We start from the raw sequence: 19,748 nt of genomic DNA, 5'->3' as shown, positions 1-19,748 counted from the left end.
AGGCACGGTTCTCTCACACGATCATGGGACTTAGACACTCACATGATCAACCAGAGACCGTGCCTGCCCTCATGCAGACCCAAACCGACTTTGCCGGGACCCTGAAGGTTCCCCCTTGGTGGTCTAGACCTTTAGGGCGGGAGATGCGACTATCTGACCAGTCGTGACGTGGGTCACGTCTCCCCGTCCCCTGGAGGCCCCGGTGAAGACCTTGAGAGCGCGGCTGGGCCGCGCCTTCGTCGGGGTGACGCTGCTCGCCGGCGTCACCACCGCAGCCGCCCCCGTCGCCGACGCGGCCACCCCGCCACTGCACGCGATCGTCCCGGTACCGGTCTCGGCCCAAGCGGTCACCGGCGCCGACCACTCCCTGACCGCGAACACCAAGATCTACACCCAGGCCGGCTCAGCACCGGCCAAGGCCGTCGGCGACTACCTCGCCGGGGTCTTCCGCACGTCCACCGGCTTCGCCCTGCCCGTCTCCGACGCGCCTTCGGGCACGCCCACCGATGGCATCTCGCTCCTGCTGTCCGGCGCCGACGCGCGCGTCGGCGACCAGGGCTACCAGCTGAACTCGACGTCCTCTTCCGTCGTCCTGCGCGCGACGACGGCCCAGGGCCTCTTCGGCGGCGTACAGACACTGCGCCAGTTGCTGCCCGGCAAGATCGAGAGCTCCACGGTCCAGGAAGGTCCCTGGACGATCCCGGGCGCCGACATCCTGGACTACCCGCGCTTCGGCTACCGGGGCGCGATGCTCGACGTCGCCCGGCACTTCCACCCGGTCGCGAGCGTCAAGCGGTACATCGATCAGCTGGCCCAATACAAGATCAACAACCTGCACCTGCATCTGGCCGACGACCAGGGCTGGCGCATCCAGATCGACAGCTGGCCGCGGCTCGCCACCTACGGCGGCAGCACCCAGGTCGGAGGCGGCGCCGGTGGCTACTACACCAAGGCGCAGTACACCGAGATCGTCAACTACGCGGCTTCGCGGTTCATCACGGTCATCCCGGAGATCGACATGCCCGGGCACACCAACGCCGCCCAGGCGTCGTACGCCGAGCTGAACTGCAACAACACCGCTCCCCCGCTGCGCACCGACACCGCTGTCGGCTACAGCTCGCTCTGCATCTCGAAGGAGAACACCTACACCTTCGTCAACGACGTCATCCGGGAGATCGCCGCGCTGACCCCCGGGCCGTACTTCCACCTCGGCGGTGACGAGGCCCAGGCCACCAGCGACACCGACTACCGCACCTTCATGAACCGCGTGCTGCCGATGGTCGCCGCCGCGGGCAAGCAGGTCGTCGGCTGGCACGAGATCGGCAAGGCCACCTTGCCCGCCACGGCGACCCCGCAGTTCTGGGGCACGACGACGTCCAGCACGGAGGTCTCGAACGCAGTCGCCAGGGGCAGCAAGGTGATCATGTCGCCGGCCAACAAGGCGTACCTGGACATGAAGTACAACTCCAGCACGCCGATCGGGCTCTCGTGGGCGGGCTACATCGAGGTCCAGGACGCCTACAACTGGAATCCGGGCGCCTACCTCTCCGGCGTGCCCGAATCCGCCGTCCGCGGCGTCGAATCCCCGCTGTGGACCGAAACCGTGGTGACCCCGGCGAACATCGACTACCTCGCCTTCCCCCGGCTCCCGGCGCACGCCGAACTCGGCTGGTCGCCGTGGTCGACGCACGACTGGAACGCCTTCCGGGTGCGCCTCGGCGCGCAGGCCCCGCGCTGGCAGGCGCAGGGCCTCGGCTACTACAAGTCGAGCCAGGTGCCCTGGGAAACCGGATCCGGCAACCCGGGCACCTGCTCACTCCCGGCATGGGACCGCGCTGCCGCCTACACGGGTGGCACGAGCGTCTCCCACAACGGGCACAAGTGGTACGCGAAGTGGTGGACGCGGGCCGAAGAGCCCGGAACCACCGGCGAATGGGGTGTCTGGCGCGACGACGGCACCTGCTGATCCGCTCCGCTCGCCCGCTCGGCCCCCAATACCGGCCGGGCGGGCTACGGTGGATCCATGGCCGCAGACCTCGAACTCGTCCGCACCCTTTCCTTGCGCGAAAACGGACTCGCGACCGTCTCGACGGTCCGCGCGGACGGCACCGTGCACTCCTCGGTGGTCAACGCCGGGGTCTTCGAAGACCCGGTCACGAAGGCGCCGGGAGTCGCCTTCGTCGCGATGGGCGGGGTGAAGAAACTCGACCTGTTCCGCCGGGCCGGCCACGCCACGATCACCTTCCGGCGTGGCTGGGAGTGGGCGGCGGTCCAGGGCGAAACCCACCTCATCGGCCCGGACGACCCGGATCCGGGCTTCGACCCCGCCGGGCTTCCCCGGCTGCTGCGCGAGGTCTTCGTCGCGGCGACCGGAACCCACGACGACTGGGACGAGTACGACCGCGTGATGGCCGCCGAACGCCGCGTCGCCGTCTTCGTCACGGCGAACCGCGTCAGCGGGAATCGCTGAACCGGAAAAGGCCGCCCGAAGCGTTGCCGGGCGGCCTTTTCCGTGAGTAGCGCCTACTTCTTCTTGGTACCGGAATCCTCTGTGGACAGTGCGGCGACGAAAGCCTCCTGCGGGACCTCGACCCGGCCGACGGTCTTCATCCGCTTCTTGCCTTCCTTCTGCTTTTCCAGCAGCTTGCGCTTACGCGAGATGTCACCGCCGTAGCACTTCGCGAGCACGTCCTTGCGGATCGCGCGAATGGTCTCGCGGGCGATGATGCGGGCCCCGATGGCGGCCTGGATCGGCACCTCGAAGTTCTGCCGCGGGATCAGCTCGCGAAGCCGGTTGACCATACGGTTGCCGTAGTTGTACGCGTCGTCCTTGTGCACGATCGCGGAGAACGCGTCGACGCCCTCGCCCTGCAGCAGGATGTCCACCTTGACCAGATCCGCCGCCTGCGAGCCTGCCTCTTCGTAGTCCAGCGACGCGTAGCCGCGTGTCCGCGACTTCAGCGTGTCGAAGAAGTCGAAGATGATCTCACCCAGCGGCATGTTGTACCGCAGCTCGACGCGATCCTCGGACAGGTAGTCCATGCCGAGCAGCTGACCGCGCTTGTTCTGGCACAGCTCCATGATCGTGCCGATGAACTCGGACGGCGCCAGGATGCTCACCTTGCTGACCGGCTCGAGCACCTTGTCGATCTTGTTCCCGGTCGGCCAGTCCGAGGGATTGGTCACGTGGATTTCCTTGCCGTCGTCCAGCACGACGTCATAGACCACGTTCGGCGCGGTGGAGATCAGGTCGAGGCCGAACTCGCGCTCCAGCCGGTCACGGGTGATCTCCAGGTGCAGCAGGCCGAGGAAGCCGCAACGGAAGCCGAAGCCGAGCGCCACCGACGTCTCGGGCTCGTAGTCCAGCGCGGCGTCGTTGAGCTGGAGCTTGTCCAGGGCCTCACGCAGCTCGGGGTAGTCCGAACCGTCCACCGGGTACAGCCCGGAGTAGACCATCGGCTTCGGCTCGCGGTAGCCCGCGAGGGCCTCCTTCGCGCCGTTGCGCTCGGAGGTCACCGTGTCACCGACCTTGGACTGGCGGACGTCCTTCACACCGGTGATCAGGTAGCCGACCTCGCCGACGCCCAGCCCCTTGCTGGCCTTGGGCTCAGGCGAGATGATCCCGACTTCCAGCAGCTCGTGCGTGGCACCGGTGGACATCATCTTGATCCGCTCGCGCGGGGTGATCTTGCCGTCGACGACCCTGATGTAGGTCACGACGCCCCGGTAGGTGTCGTACACCGAGTCGAAGATCATCGCGCGTGCCGGGGCGTCCGCGTCACCCTGCGGTGCGGGTACCTGCTGCACGACCGCGTCGAGGAGCTCGCCGACCCCGACACCGGTCTTCGCGGACACACGCAGCACGTCCGACGGCTCGCAGCCGATGATGTGCGCGATCTCGGCGGCGTACTTGTCCGGGTCGGCCGACGGCAGGTCGATCTTGTTGAGCACCGGGATGATCTGGAGGTTGTTCTCCAGCGCGAGGTACAGGTTCGCGAGCGTCTGCGCCTCGATCCCCTGCGCGGCGTCGACCAGCAGAACCGCCCCTTCACACGCTTCGAGCGCGCGAGAGACCTCGTAGGTGAAGTCGACGTGCCCGGGAGTGTCGATCATGTGCAGGACGTGGTCCTGACCGTCGACCTTCCAGGGCAGGCGCACGTTCTGCGCCTTGATGGTGATCCCGCGTTCCCGCTCGATGTCCATGCGGTCGAGGTACTGCGCGCGCATGGCCCGTTCCTCGACCACACCGGTGAGCTGCAGCATCCGGTCGGCCAGGGTCGACTTGCCGTGGTCGATGTGCGCGATGATGCAGAAGTTCCGGATGAGCTCCGGGGGCGTGAAGGTCGTGTCGGCGAACGTCGTCAACGGGTTTCCTCGCGAAGGTCGGGGTGTGCCACCCCTATGGTCCCATGCCGCTCCGGGTGCGAGTGGGGGTCATCCCCGATGCGGCCCGTGGTGCGCTGTGGTGCCCTCGAAGTATGAGTACTTCACTGTCCCAAATGCTCGATCGCACGTTCGGCCATCCCGGGGGACTGCTCGGCCGGTTCGGTGGCCTGGCGATGGCGCACGGCAACGCTGCCACCGAACTTCGCGTCGTGGAACTGGCGTCGATCGAATCCGGTGAAACCGCCCTCGTCGTGGGCCCCGGTCCGGGTATCGGCCTGCGAGCGGCCGCCGAGCGCGCCGGCCGCGCGATCGGCGTCGACCCGTCCCCGGAGATGCTCTCCCGCGCCCGGCGCCGGTGCGGCGACAAGGTGGAGCTGAAGGCCGGTACCGCGGACTCCACGGGCGAGCCGGACGAGAGTGTCGACGTGGTCCTGACCGTCAACAACGTGCAGCTCTGGGAGGACCGGGCGGCCGGGTTCGCCGAGCTGGTCCGCGTGCTGCGACCCGGCGGCAGGCTGCTCCTGTCGGCGCACGAGAAGTGGCTGCCGGTGTCCCGGCACGAGCTGGCCGACGAAGCGGCGGCAGCCGGCTTCACCGACCTGCAGACCTGGACCTGGGATCCGCCGGGTATCGGCGCTTCCCTCGCCGCTCAGCTGCGCGCGGTCAAACCCTGCGCGGCCGAACCCACGGCCTAACGCGGGTCGGTGCGCAACGGATGCTCACGCGGGACCTCGACCAGCACGATCCTGGTGCCGTCCGGATCGGCGATCCACGCTTCGTCCAGGCCCCAGGGCTCACGGCGCGCTCCGCGGACAGGGTCCAAGCCCTTCGCGGCGAGCTCCTCGAGCGCCGCGGGCAGGTCCCGGACCTGGAGCCACAAGGCGACGTCGGGAGTCGGGCCGGTCTTCCCGGTGCCGACGATCTCGATCGACCCGTTCCCGGCGAAGAACACCGTCCCGCCGGGGAACTCCTTGTCGATGGCCAGGCCCAGGGTGTCCCGATAGAACGCCGTCGACACGTCGATGTCCTTCGGGTGGATCAGCACCCTGCTGCTCAGCACGTCCATGGCTCAATCCCTACCCGATGGGTTCAGGCCATCGCAATCGCGGTGATCCCCGCCAGCACGACCGCCGACCCGGCCAGCCGCCGGACGGCGTTCGCCTCCCTCAGGACCAGCCACGCGGCCAGGCCGCCCAGGACGATGCTCAGCTCCCGCGCCGGTGCGACGAGGCTCACTGGGGCGATCTGGAGGGCGTAGAGGACCAGTAGGTAGGCGACCGGTGAGAGCAGTCCGACGATGAGGACTTCACGCTTGTGCTCACGCCAGAGCCACGAGACCTCTTCGCGGTCCTTCAGGGCGTACGGCGCCATGAGCAGACTCTGCACGATCGCGCCGGTCCCGAAGTAGATGATCGGCGGGACACCGAGACCGGTGACCGAATGCGCGTCCCACAGCGTGTAGGCGGCGATCGTGAGCCCGGTCAGCAGTCCGTACGCCACGCCTTTGCGGCGAGCGGCGTGATCAGCGGCGTCGGCATGGGCCGGCGCTCGCCCGGTGCCGATGACGAGCACCCCGGCGACCACGAGGAACGCGCCCACCAGGCCGAGCACCCCCGGCCGCTCGCCGAGCAGCACGACGGCCGCGAGCACCGAGATCAGCGGCCCGGTCCCGCGGGCGACGGGATACACGACGGACAGGTCACCGACGGCGTAACCCCGCTGGAGGACGACTCCGTAGGTGACGTGGAACACCGCGGTGACCGCGGCGGCGAGCAGCCAAGTCCACTGTGGACGTTGCGGCTCCACGGCCAGCGAGACCGCCATGACGGGGATGAGCAGGATCGCGGAGACGCTGTAGTAAGCCCAGACGAACCTGGCGCCGCCCCGGCGGATCCGCTTGGCGGCCAGGTTCCAGCCCGCGTGGATGACGGCGGCGACGATGACAAGGGACAGAGCGGTGGCGTTCACGACGGACCTTTCACGTTTTCCGCGCATGCGGAAAACCCGGTCCTCCAGGCTTTTGTCCCGTCAGATGAACGGCGACGCTTCCGGCCCCGCCGATGGTGCCGCTCGGACCTGTCCCGCCTGTCCTGATTGTGTGTTTCGCTGTGCGGACAGGCGGCGGAACCCTAGGCACTACGATCTTCACCGTACCGCACCAGCACGCGCGGAGGCGGCCACGATCCGCCCCGGGACGACTGTTAAGCTGGCCCTTCACCGCTGTGTGGCATTCCGTCATGGAGGAAACCCGCGCCGCTTTCACGAGCGCGCAGGGCCGGTCACAGCGCGGCGGTGAAACCACCGAGAGATTCAAGAGGAGCGCCCCCGTGGCCAACATCAAGTCGCAGATCAAGCGCATCACCACCAACGAGAAGGCGCGTCAGCGCAACCAGGCGATCCGGTCCTCGGTGAAGACCGCGATCCGCAAGTTCCGCGAGGCCGCCGACGCCGGCGACAAGGCCAAGGCCCTGGAGCTGCAGAAGGACGCGGCCAAGAAGATGGACAAGGCCGTCACCAAGGGCGTTCTCCACGCCAACCAGGCCGCCAACAAGAAGTCCGCGCTCGCGAAGCGCGCGAACTCTCTCTGATCGGTTTTCGAAGGGCCCTTGCGACTCGCGCCGCAAGGGCCCTTCGCCATGTTCAGCGGCTTGTGCCGTGGGCGTCGACGACCTGCAGGACGGCACGTTCCAGCGCGTACTCAGGGTTGGCCGCAGCACCCTTGACCTCGGCGTTGAGCCGGGCGACGACCCGCATCGCGGTGGCGAGACCGTCCTGGCCCCAGCCACGGGCCTGCCCCTGCGCCTTGCGCACCTTCCACGGCGGCATCCCCAGCTCGCCCGCCATCTGGTTCGGGTTCCCGCGGCCGGCACCGGACACCCGCGCGATCGTCCGCACTGCGTCGGCCAGAGCATCCGCGACCAGCACATGCGGAACACCCAGCTGCATCGCCCAGCGCAGCGATTCCAGGGCCGCCGCCATGTCGCCGGCGACGGCCTTCTCGGCGACGGCGAACCCGTTCACGTCCGCACGGCCCCGGTGGTAGCGGCGGACCGCCTGCTCGTCGACCGTTCCACCGGCGTCCGCGACGAGCTGGGTCGCGGCCGACGACAGCTCGCGCAGATCCGAACCGACGGCGTCGATCAGCGCGAGCACGGCCGCACCGTCGATCTTCCCGCCGACCCGGCGGACCTCGTTGCGGACAAAGGATTCCCGCTCGGCGGCCTTGGTCAGTTTCGGGCATTCGACGATCTCCGCCCCGGCCTTCTTCAAGGCCGCGGGAAGCGCCTTCGCGGCCTTGCTCCGGCCGCCTCCGCTGTGCACGACGACGAGCACGATGCCGTCGGCGGGCGCCTTGACGTAGGCCATCACCCCGTCGGAGAGCTCCTGCGAGATGTCGTGCGCGGATTCGAGGACGATCACCCTGCCCTCGGCGAACAGCGAGGGGCTGACCATCTCCGCGAGGGCGGGGACTGTGAGGTCCGACACCCGGATCCGGGTGAGATCCGCCGTCGGGTCGGCCGCTTTGGCCGCGTCCGAAGAGGCGCGGACCGCGCGTTCGATCAGCAGCTCTTCCTCACCGAGAACCAGGACCAGCGGCGATGGGGCGGAAGCTTGCGTCGTCACGGTGACGATCCTCCCACTCCTCCTCTCGTGTGCTTTGTCCGGTGATGTGTTCCGGGCACGGTGGCCCCACCTGAGGCTCATGTCGTACGGTGTTGGCGAGGCGACGCGATCATGCGCGTGCCGACAATCGAATACCGCTCATCCAGAGGGGCAGAGGGAACGGCCCGATGAAGCCCCGGCAACCGGCGTCAGCCTGTCATTCCGCGATCGCGGGATAGCTGACGAACACGGTGCCAATTCCGGCCCGCCACGGCGGGGCAGATGAGGAAAGGACCTCGCGATGACCGCAACCCTCGGCACGACCTCCACCACCAAGACCCCGGATCTCGGACCGGCCGTCGAACTGGTGTCGAAGGAAGAGGGACACCGGCAGCCGCTCGCCCCCGAATTCGTTTCCGCCGAAGACTTCTCGCCGCTCGAAGTCGCCTACGACTTCGGCCGCGTGCGCCGTGAGGACATCGAAGCCGGGCCGAAGAACATCTGGCGCTACAAGAAACTCCTTCCCGTTCCCTCGAACGTCGAAGAAATCCCCAACACCGAGCCCGGCGCCACCCGGCTCGTCCAGGCCGACAGGCTCGCGAAAGCGTTGGGTGTCAAGAAGGTCTGGGTCAAGGACGACACCGGCAATCCCACCCACTCGTTCAAGGACCGCGTGGTCGCCGTCGCGCTGGCGGCCGCGCGCGAGTTCGGGTTCGACGTGCTCGCTTGTCCGTCGACCGGCAACCTGGCCAACGCGGTCGCCGCCGCGGCCGCCCGCGCCGGCTGGCGGTCGGTCGTGCTGATCCCGAAGACCCTCGAGCGCGCCAAGATCCTCACCACCGCCGTGTACGACGGCGACCTGATCGCGGTCGACGGCAACTACGACGACGTGAACCGGCTCGCCACCCAGCTCGCGGCCGAGCAGGAAAGCTGGGCGTTCGTCAACGTGAACGTCCGGCCCTACTACTCCGAAGGTTCCAAGACCCTGGCCTTCGAGGTCGCCGAACAGCTCGGCTGGCGGATTCCCCCGCAGATCGTGGTGCCGATCGCCTCCGGTTCCCAGCTCACCAAGGTGGACAAGGGTTTCCGCGAGTTCGGGCAGCTCGGCCTCGTCGACGAAACGCCGTACAAGGTGTTCGGCGCGCAGGCCACCGGCTGCTCCCCCGTCTCGGCTGCCTTCCGCGCGGGTCACGACGTCGTCCAGCCGGTCAAGCCGGACACGATCGCCCGGTCGCTGGCGATCGGCAACCCGGCCGACGGCCCCTACGTCCTCGACGTGGTCAATCGCACCGGCGGCGCGATCGAAGACGTCACCGACGAAGAGGTCGTCGAGGGTATCCGGCTGCTCGCCCGCACCGAGGGCATCTTCACCGAGACCGCAGGCGGGGTCACGGTCGCGACGGCCAAGAAGCTCATCGAGACCGGCAAGCTCAACCCGGACGAGGAGATCGTGCTCCTCATCACCGGTGACGGCCTCAAGACCCTCGACGCCATCGAGGACAAGGTCGGCCCGAAGGCCACGGTCGGCGCCTCGGCCGACGCGGTCCGCGAGGCTCTCGGCATCTGAGTTCCCGCCGGCCCGCCTCAAGAACGAGGCGGGCCGCGGGGCTCACCCCGGCGCACCAGCGCAAGGCCCCGCGCGTCGGCGACGACAGCGGTGTCGCCGTCCGTGTCCGTCCTGGCGACGGAAGCACCGACGGCCGTCAAACTATCCAAAGTGGACTTGTTCGGATGACCGTAGGGGTTTCCGGCACCGACGCTCACCAGCGCGACCTGTGGCGCGACGGCGTTGAGGAAATCCGGTGCCGTGTAGCGACTTCCGTGATGCGGGACCTTCAAGATGTCGGCACGCAGATCGGCGCCCTCGGCCATCAGATCGGCCTGCGCGGCGAGTTCGACGTCGCCGGTCAGCAGCAACCGGCCCGCCGGGGTCACGGCGCGCAGGACGACCGACCCGTTGTTGATCACCGTGCCGTCCTGTTCGCGAACCGAGCGCCGGGTGACATAACGCGGCCCCAGTACGTCCAGTGACAGCCCCGGCCAGTCCAGCCGCTGCCCGATCCCCAGTTCCAGCAAGGGAATCCCGCGACGCGCGGTCTCGTCCGCGACCTGCTGCCACGCCCACGCGGGAGCCCTGCCAGGGCCGACGGCGACCGCCCCGACCGACCGGCCCTCGAAGACGGATTCGAGACCGCCGATGTGGTCGGCGTGCAGATGGCTCAGCACGATCAGCGGAACCCGGTCCACACCGAGCCTGCTCAGGCATTCGTCGACCGGTCCCGGTTCCGGCCCGGTGTCGACCAGGACCGCCCTCCCCGGCTCACCCGTGGCCAGAACGACGGCATCGCCCTGTCCGACGTCGCAGGCGACCGCGCTCCACGACGCCGGCGGCCACGCCGGGGCCAGCACCCGCACCGGCACGAAGACGAGCAGTCCACCCGCCAACGCGACCGCCAGCAGGATCCTGGCGTGACGCAGCCGGAAGGCGACGAGAACCACGACGAGCAGCCCTGCCACCAAGAGGCCACCCCACCAGCCGTCCGGCCAGTCCACGACCGCTCCCGGCGCCCGGGCACCGTGGCGGGCCACGATGATGAGCCAGCTCGCCTCGGGTTCGGTCAAGCGGACCAGCAGCCTGCCCGCCGACGGCCACCACGGTCCGACGACGGTGGCGAGCACGCCGAACACGGTGGCCGGGGCGACCACCGGCGCGACGAGCACGTTGGTCACCACCGAAACGAGGCTGACCGATCCCGCCATGCCCGCGATGACCGGCGCGGTCATCACGAACGCGGCCAGCGGGATGGCCAGCCCCTCGGCGTAGCCGGCCGGGACACCGCGTCCGACCAGCCACTCGGCCCACCGCGGGGCCAGCAGCACGAGCCCCGCCGTCGCCAGTACCGAAAGGGCGAACCCGAAGTCGGCGGCCATCGCGGGGTCGGCCACGACGAGCGCCGACACCGCGAACGCCAGCGCGGGCAGCGCCGAACCCCGGCGTCCCAGGGCCAGCGCCAGCAACCCGACCGCCCCCATCACCCCGGCGCGGAGCACGCTGGGCGCGGGTCCGGCGAGGACCACGAACCCGGCGAGCCCCGCGGCGGCCGCGGCGGCGGAGGTCCGCGGCCCGACCCGGAGCACTTTCAACAGGAGCAGGATCGAGCCGCAGACGATCGCCACGTTCCCACCGCTCACGGCCATCAGGTGGGACATGCCGGAGTCCGTGAACTCGCGCTCGACCCTCGGGGACAGCGTGCTCGTGTCCCCCACGACCAGTCCGGGCACAAGACCGGCCTGCTCCTCCGGGAGGACCGCGCACAGGCCCCGGAGGCCGGTGCGTAGCGATTCCGCGGCCCGCTGCCACCAGGGCGCCGGCGACAGGGCCGACGGCGGGCCTCGCACCGAGAGCACCGCGACCGTCAGTTCGGCCCCCTTCGCCGGTGCGAGCCGCCCGGAGGCGGTGACCTGCTGCCCGGGCAGCAGGTCAACCCACCCCTCGGCGGGAGCGAGCAGGAGGATCCGGCCGGCCGAATCCACCACCCGCTCCGCCGCCACCACGGTGTCCACCGTCGCGGCGATGACCACCAGGCGGGTGCCTGCCCGGCGATCGGCGTATCCGGCACCACGGACCGGACGTGGCCGCTCGGTGACCACCACCCTCGCGGTGGCGTCGCTCCCCCGTGAGGCGGCGGCACGGAGGTCGTCATGCTCGGCGGCCCGGATCCGCAACGCCACCGGACCGGCGGTGAGCACACCGAGGACCGCGAGCGCGCCCAGGCCCGCCACCCACCGGGACGCCGTCCGGCGGGCACGGACACCGGCGATGATCGCGAGCACCACGGCGGCCGCACCGCAGAGCATCGTGATCCACCAGCCGCCGAGCAGCCCGGAAAGAGTGCCGAGCCAGGCCGTCGCCGCGGCCGGTAACAACCGCAGGTCCTGACCTCGCCACGACGTGGTGTCCACTTCGGACGGATCGGCGGACGGGTTCATCCGACGGACACCAATTCCCGGAGTTTTTTCAGTTTGGATTCGCCGATCCCTTCTACGTCACGGAGTTGCTCGACCGTGGTGAACCCGCCGTGCTCGGACCGCCAGCCGGCGATGCGTTTGGCCATCACCTCACCGACCCCGGGCAGGGTGTCGAGTTGTTCGGCCGTGGCCGTGTTCAGGTCGAGCTTCCCCACTGGTGTCCCCGGTCCGGCCGCGGCCGGACCGGGGACGCCGACGGCCACCTGCTCGCCGTCGGTGAGCCGCCGGGCCAGGTTCAGCCCGGTCAGATCCGTTCCGGACGGTGCCCCACCGGCCGCCGTGAGGGCATCGGCGACCCGTGCGCCCGGAGGGACGGTGACCAGGCCGGGTTTGAGCACCCGGCCGACGACGCTGATCACCAGAGGCGCCTTGACCGCCGCGGCGGGGGCGTCTCCGGCGGCCTTCGCCGACGGCAGGGGCGGTGGGGTCTCCGCCCCTGGCCGGTGTCCGAACAAAGCGACCGCGCCGGTCACGATCACGGCCACCGCGATCAGCACGGCCACCACGGCGAGCCACCGCCGGTTCACCGGAATCCCGTCCGCCGTGAACCGGGCTGGCACCCAGCGGCGCACGAGCCTGCCCACGGGCGGGCCCTGGGTGGGTGGCGACAGCTGCGCGGCCAGCCACGCCAGCCTGGCGTTGACGGAGGGACCCGATGACCGGGCGGTTTGGTCGAACACGTGAACGACGCTACGGAGCGGGGGCGGCGGGCGGCAGTGGTGATTCCCGAAGTTGTGGACAAGTGGGGTGTTGTGGACAACCCGGCCCCTGCCGAGACCGGATCGCCGGTTTCCGTCGGGGTCGTATGGGACGCTGGCCGGTTTCTAACCCGCCCGCTGGATCACGACGCCGAGCACGCCGGGACCGGTGTGGGCCCCGATGACGGCGCCGATCTCCGAGACCACGCACCCCTCCGGGCAGCTGATGGACTCCTCCAGCCGGTTGGCCAGCTCGACGGCGCGCTCCGGCGAGGCCAAGTGATGGACGGCGATGTGGGCGAGCCCGCCTTCGGCCGCTTTCACGGCGAGCTCGACCAGCCGCGCCACCGCGCGGTTCATCGTCCGCACCTTCTCCAGCGGCTGGATCCTGCCTTCGGACATGTGGAGCACCGGCTTCACCGCGAGCGCCGTGCCGAGCAGGGCGGCCGCCGGGCCGATCCGGCCGCCGCGGCGCAGATATTCGAGGGTCTCGACGGCGAACAAGGTTTCCGAACGGCTCACCGCGTCGACCGCCGCGGCCTCCACCTCGGCCGGATCGGCCCCGTCCGCGGCGGCACTCGCCGCTCGGAGGGCGGCGAAGCCCAGTCCCATCGCGGTGCTGCGGGAATCGACCACGCGCACCTTGTCCGGACCGACCTCCTGGGCCGCGAGCACCGCCGCTTCCCAGGTCCCGGACAACTCGCGGGACAGATGGACCGACACGACGGCGTCCGCGCCCTCGGCCAGCGCCGCCCGGAACTCCTTGACGAATTCGGCGGGTGTCGGCCGGGACGTCGTCACCAGGCTGCGTTTGCCGAGTGCTTCGGCCAGGGCCGCAGGACCCATTTCGACGCCGTCGAGAAACACGACGCCGTCGACGAGGACGTGCAACGGGACCACCCGGATCCCGTTCCGTTCGGCGAAGCCTTCCGGCAGGTGGGCGGTGGAATCCGTGACAACGGCGACCGGCACGGCAGCCAGCCTACGTTGCCGCGGGGCGCAGCACCGGGGCCATCAGGCGGGCCATTTCGGCGCCAACGGAGGCATGTCCTTCCCAGCCCCAGTGCATCCCGTCCGGATTGCCGCGGCCGCTCAGCACGTGGTCGCCGACGACGGCTCCGAGATCCAGCAGCGGGACGTCCACGCGCCGTCCCCATCCGGCGATGGCGGCGACGGCACCGGCCCGGGCGGTGTGGACGCGGCCGTAGGCGTCGGACCGGTGGACGGACGGCAGGATGCCGAAGATCGGCAGTTCCGGTCGCAGCACGCGCAAGGCCCCGACGGCGGTGTCGAGGTACTGGACGGTCAGCTTCGAAGGCAAGACCACCGGACGTCCTCGAAGAGCGATCGCGAGCCGCGGCTGAGCGGCGAGATATGCCTTGCGCACCACCCGCCGCAGCGGGTCGGGACGCAGGTAACGCAGACCCGTGCGCAGGTAGGTGGGCAGCGGCGAAGGCAGTGTGTCCATGCTTCCGACGGCCAGCACGACGGCGTCGGCGTGGTGGAGATCGGCCCAGACACGCGGGTCACCGATCAACGACCACCAGGCGTCCCGGGCGGTCCAGCCGAACCCGGCGACGAGGTCCACACCGCCGCCACCGAGCGCCTCGGCGGCGATGTTGGGCCACAGGCGCGCGTCGTCGGCGGCGAGCGGTCCGTCCGGGCCGTGGAAACTGAGGGAATCGCCGAACACCAGCAGGCGCGGGGCCATGGATCAGCCGGTGATTCCCGCGTTGTAGGCGGCCAGACGCCAATTCCCGTCCCGCCGGGTCAGCTCGACCCAATGGCAGTTGACGATCCCGCCCAGAGTCGGCCACAACGCGACCGGCAGGCCGAGCAGTTTCGCGGTCAGCGCGATGATCAGACCGCCGTGCGTCGCCAGCAGTACGGCATCGCCGGCGTCGGCATTGGGCTGGTCCAGGTCCGCGACGACCTCCATCGCACGTTCGGCGACGTCCACCCGCGACTCGCCGCCGGGCGGCGCCCAGGTCGCGTCGACTCGCCAGCGCGCGCGTTCACCGGGGTAGGCCTCGTCGACCTGCTGACCGGTGAAGCCCTGCCATTCACCCAGATGGGTTTCCCGGAGACGCTTGTCGATCCGCAGCGGGACGCCGAGAGCCTCCGTGAGCACGGTGGCCGTGTCGGTCGCCCGGCGCAGATCCGAGGCGATCACCAGATCCGGGGAGAACCTGGCGAGCGCGGGGACGGCGAACCTGGCCTGGTTCCAGCCGACCGGCGTCAACGCGGAGTCCAGATGCCCTTGCATCCGGCCCGCCGCGTTGTAGTCGGTCTCGCCGTGGCGCCAGAGCACCAGCCGCCGCGGACTCACGAGGCGCCTTGCGCGTCGGCGGGGTCCTCCTCGGCAGGTGTCTCCAACCCTTCGACCTCGATCCGCGGGCAGTCCTTCCAGAGCCGCTCGAGACCGTAGAAGGAGCGTTCCTCCTGGTGCTGGACGTGGATGACGACGTCGACGTAGTCCAGCAGGACCCAGCGGCCTTCACGGGCGCCTTCACGGCGGACGGGCTTGTGCCCGCCGATCCGCAGCTGCTCCTCGACGTTGTCGACGATCGCGCCGACCAGTCGCTCGTTGGGCGCGGACGCGATCACGAAGGCGTCGGTGATGACCAGCTGGTCGGACACGTCCAGCACGACCACGTCGCTCGCCTTCTTGTCCGCCGCCGCATGGGCGGCCGCTACGGCCAGCTCTCGTGCCTCGGACGTGGCTGTCACAGTTCTCCTCAAACAGATTGCTTTACTCGCGGGTGCGCCCGACGAGGGTACCCGGTCAGGCACCCGGGTCTTTGCGATAGAGGTCCTTTTTGGCGATGTAGCGCACCACACCGTCGGGGACGAGGTACCAGACGGGTTCCCCGCCTTCGACCCGCTCGCGGCAGGCGGTGGACGAGATCGCCATCGCGGTCACCTCGACCAGGCTCACCTTCCCACTCGGCAGATGCTGCGAATTGAGCCGGTAACCGGGCCTGGTGACGCCGATGAAATGCGCCAGGTCGAACAGCTCGTCGGCGTTGCGCCAGGTGAGGATCTGTTCGAGCGCGTCCGCGCCGGTGATGAAGAACAACTGATCGTCCGGGTACTCCGCGCGCAGGTCGCGCAGGGTGTCGACGGTGTAGGTCTGCCCGACGCGGTCGATGTCGACCCGGCTGACCGAGAACACGGGGTTGGACGCCGTCGCGATCACCGTCATCAGGTAGCGGTCCTCGGCGCGGGTGACCACCCTGTCCGACTTCTGCCACGGCTGGCCGGTGGGCACGAAGATGACCTCGTCGAGCGCGAACCGCGACTGGACCTCACTGGCCGCGACGAGGTGCCCGTGGTGAATGGGGTCGAACGTGCCGCCCATGACCCCGATCCTGCGTGGTGACATGGGTCGTGAGCCTATACACCGCAGGTGGCTTCACGCGCGGGTCGCCGAACCCACCGATCAGTGGTGATCTGGATCACATTACAGTCCGTTCCATGGATGAACGGTCCGTTCACGACATGCCGATCGCGACTTCGTCGGTGGCATGGGGTAGAGGTGGGGGCGTGGACACATCGACTCTCCGGGACCGCGCCGAGACCCTCCTCCAGTCTTTGGCGGGCGAAGGCGCCCGGCTGCGCGAGGACCAGTGGACGGCGATCGAGGCACTGGTCGCGCACAGCCGTCGAGCGCTCGTCGTGCAGCGCACCGGCTGGGGCAAGTCGGCGGTGTACTTCCTGGCCACCGCGCTGCTGCGAGAGCGTGGCAACGGCCCGACTGTGATCATTTCGCCGCTGCTCGCGCTGATGCGCAACCAGATCTCCGCGGCGGCGCGAGCGGGTATCCGCGCGGTGACGATGAACTCCGCGAACCAGCAGGAGTGGGACCACGTGCAGGCCGCGATCGCGGCGGGCGAGGTCGACGTCCTCCTGGTCAGTCCGGAGCGGCTGAACAACCCGGACTTCCGTGACACCGTCCTGCCGAAGCTGACCGCGAGCGCCGGCCTGCTCGTGGTCGACGAGGCGCACTGCATCTCGGACTGGGGCCACGACTTCCGGCCGGACTACCGGCGGCTGCGGACACTGCTGAAGGATCTGCCCGAAGGCGTTCCCGTGCTCGCCACCACCGCGACCGCGAACGACCGCGTGGCCACCGACGTCGCCGAGCAACTCGGCATCGGCAACGGGGGTGGCACCCTCGTCCTGCGCGGCACCCTCGACCGCGAGAGTCTCCATTTGTCGGTGGCCAAGCTGCCGACGTCGCAGGCCAGGCTCGCGTGGCTGGCCGAGCACCTGGAGGAGCTGCCCGGATCCGGGATCATCTACACGCTCACCGTCGCGGCCGCGCACGACGTGGCGGGCCTGCTGACCGAGCGTGGCTATCCGGTCGCCGCGTACACCGGGAAGACCGACCCGGCGGACAGGCAGGCGGCCGAAGACGATCTGCTGAACAACAACGTCAAGGCGCTGGTGGCCACTTCGGCGCTGGGCATGGGGTTCGACAAGCCGGACCTGGGCTTCGTCGTCCACCTCGGTGCCCCGTCGTCCCCGATCGCGTACTACCAGCAGGTCGGCCGTGCCGGACGTGGCGTCGATCGCGCCGAAGTGATCTTGTTGCCGGGCCACGAGGACAAAGACATCTGGGCGTATTTCGGCTCGCTGGCGTTCCCGGACGAGCTGCGGGTGACCCAGGTGCTCAACGCGCTGGCGTACGCGGACCGTCCACTGTCGACTCCCGCGCTCGAACCGTTCGTCGAGCTGTCCCGGTCCCGGCTGGAGATGGTCCTCAAGGTGCTGGACGTCGACAGCGCCGTCCGCCGGGTGAAGGGCGGCTGGGAAGGCACCGGCGAAGAGTGGCGCTACGACAAGGAGCGCTATGCGCGCGTGAGCGCGGCGCGGACCAACGAACAGAACGCCATGCTCGCGTACCTCGAAACCACCGGCTGCCGGATGGAGTACCTGCGGAAGCAGCTGGACGATCCCGAAGCGACCCCCTGCGGACGGTGCGACAACTGCACCGGAAAGCGGTGGGACACCGCGATTTCCGACGACGTCGTCGATGCCACCAGGCAACGGCTGCGCCGTCCCGGGGTCGAAGTCGCGCCGCGGAAGATGTGGCCGACGGGGATGGCCGGCCTGGACGTCCCGCTGTCCGGGCGGCTACCGGCGGGCGAGCAGGCCGAGACCGGTCAGGTCGTCGGCCGGGTGACCGACGTCGGCTGGGGCACGCGGCTGCGTGAACTCGTCGGTCCGTCCGCGGCGGACACGGAACTCCCCGATGCGGTCTTCCAAGCCTGTATCGAGGTACTCAAGGGCTGGCAATGGACGGAGCGGCCGGTCGCGGTGGTGGAAGTGCCGTCCGCCACGAGGCCCCAGCTGGTCCACAGTCTGGCGACGAAGCTGGCCTCGATCGGACGCCTGGAATATCTGGGCACCATCGCCTCCGCGGGGCCGCCGCCGCGTCAGGCGAACAGCGCGCAACGGCTGGCCGATCTGTGGAAGCGACTCAGCCTTCCCGAGGACCTCGCCGCCAAGGTCGCCGCGGCCGAAGGCCCCATCCTGCTGGTCGACGATCTGATCGACACCGGGTGGACGGTGACCCTGGCCGCACGCCTGCTGCGCCAGGCCGGGGCTCGTGCCGTCTTGCCGTTCGCTCTGGCCAGCACCTCCTGAGTCGCCTCGTCCCGGTATCCGACAGGTTCTTTCCCGCTTGCGGACTTTCTGGCAAGGTTCCGTCCACGTGCGAGTACGGAGGTGCCGATGGCGGACTCAACGACGGAGCGGCTCGGGCACCGGCTCCCGGTGAAGAAACTGTTCGCCGCCAGTGTCGGGAACGCTCTGGAGTGGTTCGACTGGACCATCTACGCGACCTTCAGCATCTACTTCGCCAGCGAGTTCTTCCCGAAGGGCAACGACGCGCTGGCGATGATCAACACCTTCGCCACGTACGCGCTGGCGTTCTTCTTCCGGCCGCTCGGAGGGATGCTGCTCGGCCGCTTCGCCGACGTCAGGGGCCGGAAGCCGGCGATGATCCTGACCATCGTGCTGATGGCGGGCGGTTCGGTGGCCATCGGTCTCCTGCCGACGTTCGACCAGGTCGGCTGGCTGGCCCCGATCCTGTTGCTGCTGGCGAGGGTGGCACAGGGGCTGTCGCTCGGCGGCGAGGTCTCCAACGCTTCGGCGTACTTGGGTGAGATCGCGCCACCCTCCCGTCGCGGGCGGTACTCCGCCTTCTTCTACATCTCGACCGGTTCAGCTGTCCTCATCGCCTCGGTCCTCGGTTTCGTGCTCGCGCGGACGATGTCCAAAGCGGACTTGACGGCGTACGGCTGGCGGATCCCGTTCCTGCTCGGCGGTGTTCTCGGCATCATCGGCCTGTGGCTGCGGCGCAGTCTCGCCGAGACCGAGATCTTCGAGGAGAAGAAGTCGACCGCGCGCCGGGTCGAGCGGCCGCTGCGAACCACTCTTCGTGAGCACCCGCGTGCTGTCGTGCAGCTCGTCGGCTTCTCGATGCTGTCGACCCTCTGCTACTACACGTTCTTCAGCGCCCTGACCTCGTTCGCGGTCAAGACCCGCAAGGCCGACGACGTCGATGTGTTCCTCGCGTTGTCGATCGCGACGGCGTTGTTCGTCGCGCTTCAATACCCGATGGGCGCCTTGTCGGACCGCTTCGGCCGCAAGCCACAGCTGCTCGTCTGGTCGGCGGCGACCGCGATCCTCATCGTCCCGCTGTCCACTTTGGTCCGTCCAGGACTGCCGGGGCTGCTGGTCGTGTTCTGCGTCGGGCTCTGCCTGTACACGGCGATGACGTCGATCGCACCCGCGATCATGAGCGAGCTGTTCCCCACCGAACTGCGCGGTCTGGGCATCGGCGCCTGGTACAACCTGACCGTCGCGCTGTTCGGCGGTACCGCTCCCCTGGTGCTCACCGCGTTGTCCGACGCCGGCTTGTCGACGTTGTTCTTCTGGTATGTGGCAGTCGGAGCGGCGATCGCGTTCTTCGTCATCCGGACCCTGCCGGAGACCAAGGGCAGCGACCTGCGCTGAAAACTC

18 protein-coding genes and 1 riboswitch are annotated in these 19,748 nt (G+C 69.3%); of the genes, 7 read left to right on the top strand and 11 right to left on the bottom strand.

Going from position 1 to position 19,748, the window contains the following annotated elements:
* Positions 1–202 precede the first annotated feature (202 nt).
* Both ACFOSH_RS00840 and ACFOSH_RS00835 read left to right on the top strand, forming a co-directional pair.
* Positions 203–1,966, top strand: coding sequence for a family 20 glycosylhydrolase (locus ACFOSH_RS00840; protein ID WP_378236612.1), 1,764 nt, complete (start codon positions 203–205; stop codon positions 1,964–1,966).
* Between the two features lie 57 nt (positions 1,967–2,023).
* Positions 2,024–2,470, top strand: a complete 447-nt coding sequence (locus ACFOSH_RS00835; protein WP_378236611.1) for a pyridoxamine 5'-phosphate oxidase — start codon at positions 2,024–2,026, stop codon at positions 2,468–2,470.
* A gap of 53 nt (positions 2,471–2,523) precedes the next feature.
* Here ACFOSH_RS00835 and lepA read toward each other — a convergent pair whose 3' ends face one another.
* Positions 2,524–4,365 carry a translation elongation factor 4 gene (gene lepA / locus ACFOSH_RS00830; protein ID WP_378236610.1) on the bottom strand — a complete coding sequence of 614 codons (1,842 nt, stop codon included), beginning with the start codon at positions 4,363–4,365 and terminating at the stop codon, positions 2,524–2,526.
* A gap of 113 nt (positions 4,366–4,478) precedes the next feature.
* Between lepA and ACFOSH_RS00825 the strand changes: the two genes are divergently transcribed.
* A complete protein-coding gene (locus tag ACFOSH_RS00825) occupies positions 4,479–5,081 on the top strand; it encodes a class I SAM-dependent methyltransferase (protein WP_378236609.1) in 603 nt (200 codons plus the stop codon).
* Here ACFOSH_RS00825 and ACFOSH_RS00820 read toward each other — a convergent pair.
* Positions 5,078–5,452 carry a VOC family protein gene (locus ACFOSH_RS00820; RefSeq protein ID WP_378236608.1) on the bottom strand — a complete coding sequence of 125 codons (375 nt, stop codon included), beginning with the start codon at positions 5,450–5,452 and terminating at the stop codon, positions 5,078–5,080. The genes ACFOSH_RS00825 and ACFOSH_RS00820 overlap by 4 nt on opposite strands.
* Positions 5,453–5,475: 23 nt before the next feature.
* A complete protein-coding gene (locus ACFOSH_RS00815) occupies positions 5,476–6,381 on the bottom strand; it encodes an EamA family transporter (protein WP_378236607.1) in 906 nt (301 codons plus the stop codon).
* A gap of 332 nt (positions 6,382–6,713) precedes the next feature.
* On the opposite strand from ACFOSH_RS00815, the gene rpsT reads away from it, so the two are divergent.
* Positions 6,714–6,974 carry a 30S ribosomal protein S20 gene (gene rpsT, locus ACFOSH_RS00810; protein ID WP_125786046.1) on the top strand — a complete coding sequence of 87 codons (261 nt, stop codon included), beginning with the start codon at positions 6,714–6,716 and terminating at the stop codon, positions 6,972–6,974.
* A 52-nt stretch (positions 6,975–7,026) separates the two neighbouring features.
* Here rpsT and holA read toward each other — a convergent pair whose 3' ends face one another.
* A complete protein-coding gene (gene holA / locus ACFOSH_RS00805) occupies positions 7,027–8,010 on the bottom strand; it encodes a DNA polymerase III subunit delta (protein ID WP_378236606.1) in 984 nt (327 codons plus the stop codon).
* 135 nt (positions 8,011–8,145) lie between these two features.
* Positions 8,146–8,278, top strand: a riboswitch (SAM riboswitch).
* A gap of 12 nt (positions 8,279–8,290) precedes the next feature.
* Between holA and thrC the strand changes: the two genes are divergently transcribed.
* Entirely contained in the window at positions 8,291–9,556 is a 1,266-nt protein-coding gene (gene thrC / locus ACFOSH_RS00800; RefSeq protein WP_378236605.1) for a threonine synthase, read from the top strand.
* A 17-nt stretch (positions 9,557–9,573) separates the two neighbouring features.
* Here the strand turns inward: thrC and ACFOSH_RS00795 are convergent, their stop codons facing one another.
* The 7 genes from ACFOSH_RS00795 to nadD all read right to left on the bottom strand — a co-directional run bounded on the left by ACFOSH_RS00795 (position 9,574) and on the right by nadD (position 16,101).
* Positions 9,574–11,979: a ComEC/Rec2 family competence protein gene (locus tag ACFOSH_RS00795; RefSeq protein WP_378236604.1), complete on the bottom strand. Its 2,406-nt coding sequence runs from the start codon at positions 11,977–11,979 to the stop codon at positions 9,574–9,576.
* Positions 11,976–12,698: a helix-hairpin-helix domain-containing protein gene (locus ACFOSH_RS00790; RefSeq protein ID WP_378236603.1), complete on the bottom strand. Its 723-nt coding sequence runs from the start codon at positions 12,696–12,698 to the stop codon at positions 11,976–11,978. Before ACFOSH_RS00790 ends, ACFOSH_RS00795 begins: the two co-directional genes overlap by 4 nt.
* A 144-nt stretch (positions 12,699–12,842) precedes the next feature.
* Positions 12,843–13,688 (bottom strand): DegV family protein, encoded by an 846-nt coding sequence (locus ACFOSH_RS00785; RefSeq protein WP_378236602.1) that lies wholly within the window; start codon positions 13,686–13,688, stop codon positions 12,843–12,845.
* Positions 13,689–13,698: 10 nt separating this feature from the next.
* A complete protein-coding gene (octT, locus tag ACFOSH_RS00780) occupies positions 13,699–14,427 on the bottom strand; it encodes a diglucosylglycerate octanoyltransferase (protein WP_378236601.1) in 729 nt (242 codons plus the stop codon).
* A 3-nt stretch (positions 14,428–14,430) separates the two neighbouring features.
* A complete protein-coding gene (locus tag ACFOSH_RS00775; protein WP_378236600.1) occupies positions 14,431–15,045 on the bottom strand; it encodes a histidine phosphatase family protein in 615 nt (204 codons plus the stop codon).
* On the bottom strand, positions 15,042–15,446 hold the full coding sequence (rsfS, locus tag ACFOSH_RS00770) for a ribosome silencing factor (RefSeq protein ID WP_378236599.1): 405 nt from the start codon (positions 15,444–15,446) through the stop codon (positions 15,042–15,044). Before rsfS ends, ACFOSH_RS00775 begins: the two co-directional genes overlap by 4 nt.
* A 55-nt stretch (positions 15,447–15,501) precedes the next feature.
* Complete coding sequence (gene nadD / locus ACFOSH_RS00765; RefSeq protein ID WP_378236598.1) at positions 15,502–16,101, bottom strand: nicotinate-nucleotide adenylyltransferase; 600 nt, start codon at positions 16,099–16,101, stop codon at positions 15,502–15,504.
* Between the two features lie 161 nt (positions 16,102–16,262).
* Between nadD and ACFOSH_RS00760 the strand changes: the two genes are divergently transcribed.
* Positions 16,263–18,368 (top strand): RecQ family ATP-dependent DNA helicase, encoded by a 2,106-nt coding sequence (locus ACFOSH_RS00760; protein WP_378236597.1) that lies wholly within the window; start codon positions 16,263–16,265, stop codon positions 18,366–18,368.
* Between the two features lie 87 nt (positions 18,369–18,455).
* Positions 18,456–19,742, top strand: a complete 1,287-nt coding sequence (locus ACFOSH_RS00755) for an MFS transporter (protein WP_378236596.1) — start codon at positions 18,456–18,458, stop codon at positions 19,740–19,742.
* The last annotated feature ends 6 nt before the right edge of the window (positions 19,743–19,748 follow it).

It is taken from the genome of Amycolatopsis speibonae (genome assembly GCF_042647925.1).
In the GTDB taxonomy this organism is placed as follows: Bacteria; Actinomycetota; Actinomycetes; order Mycobacteriales; family Pseudonocardiaceae; genus Amycolatopsis; species Amycolatopsis speibonae.
This window is presented reverse-complemented; position numbering and strand designations above follow the sequence as displayed.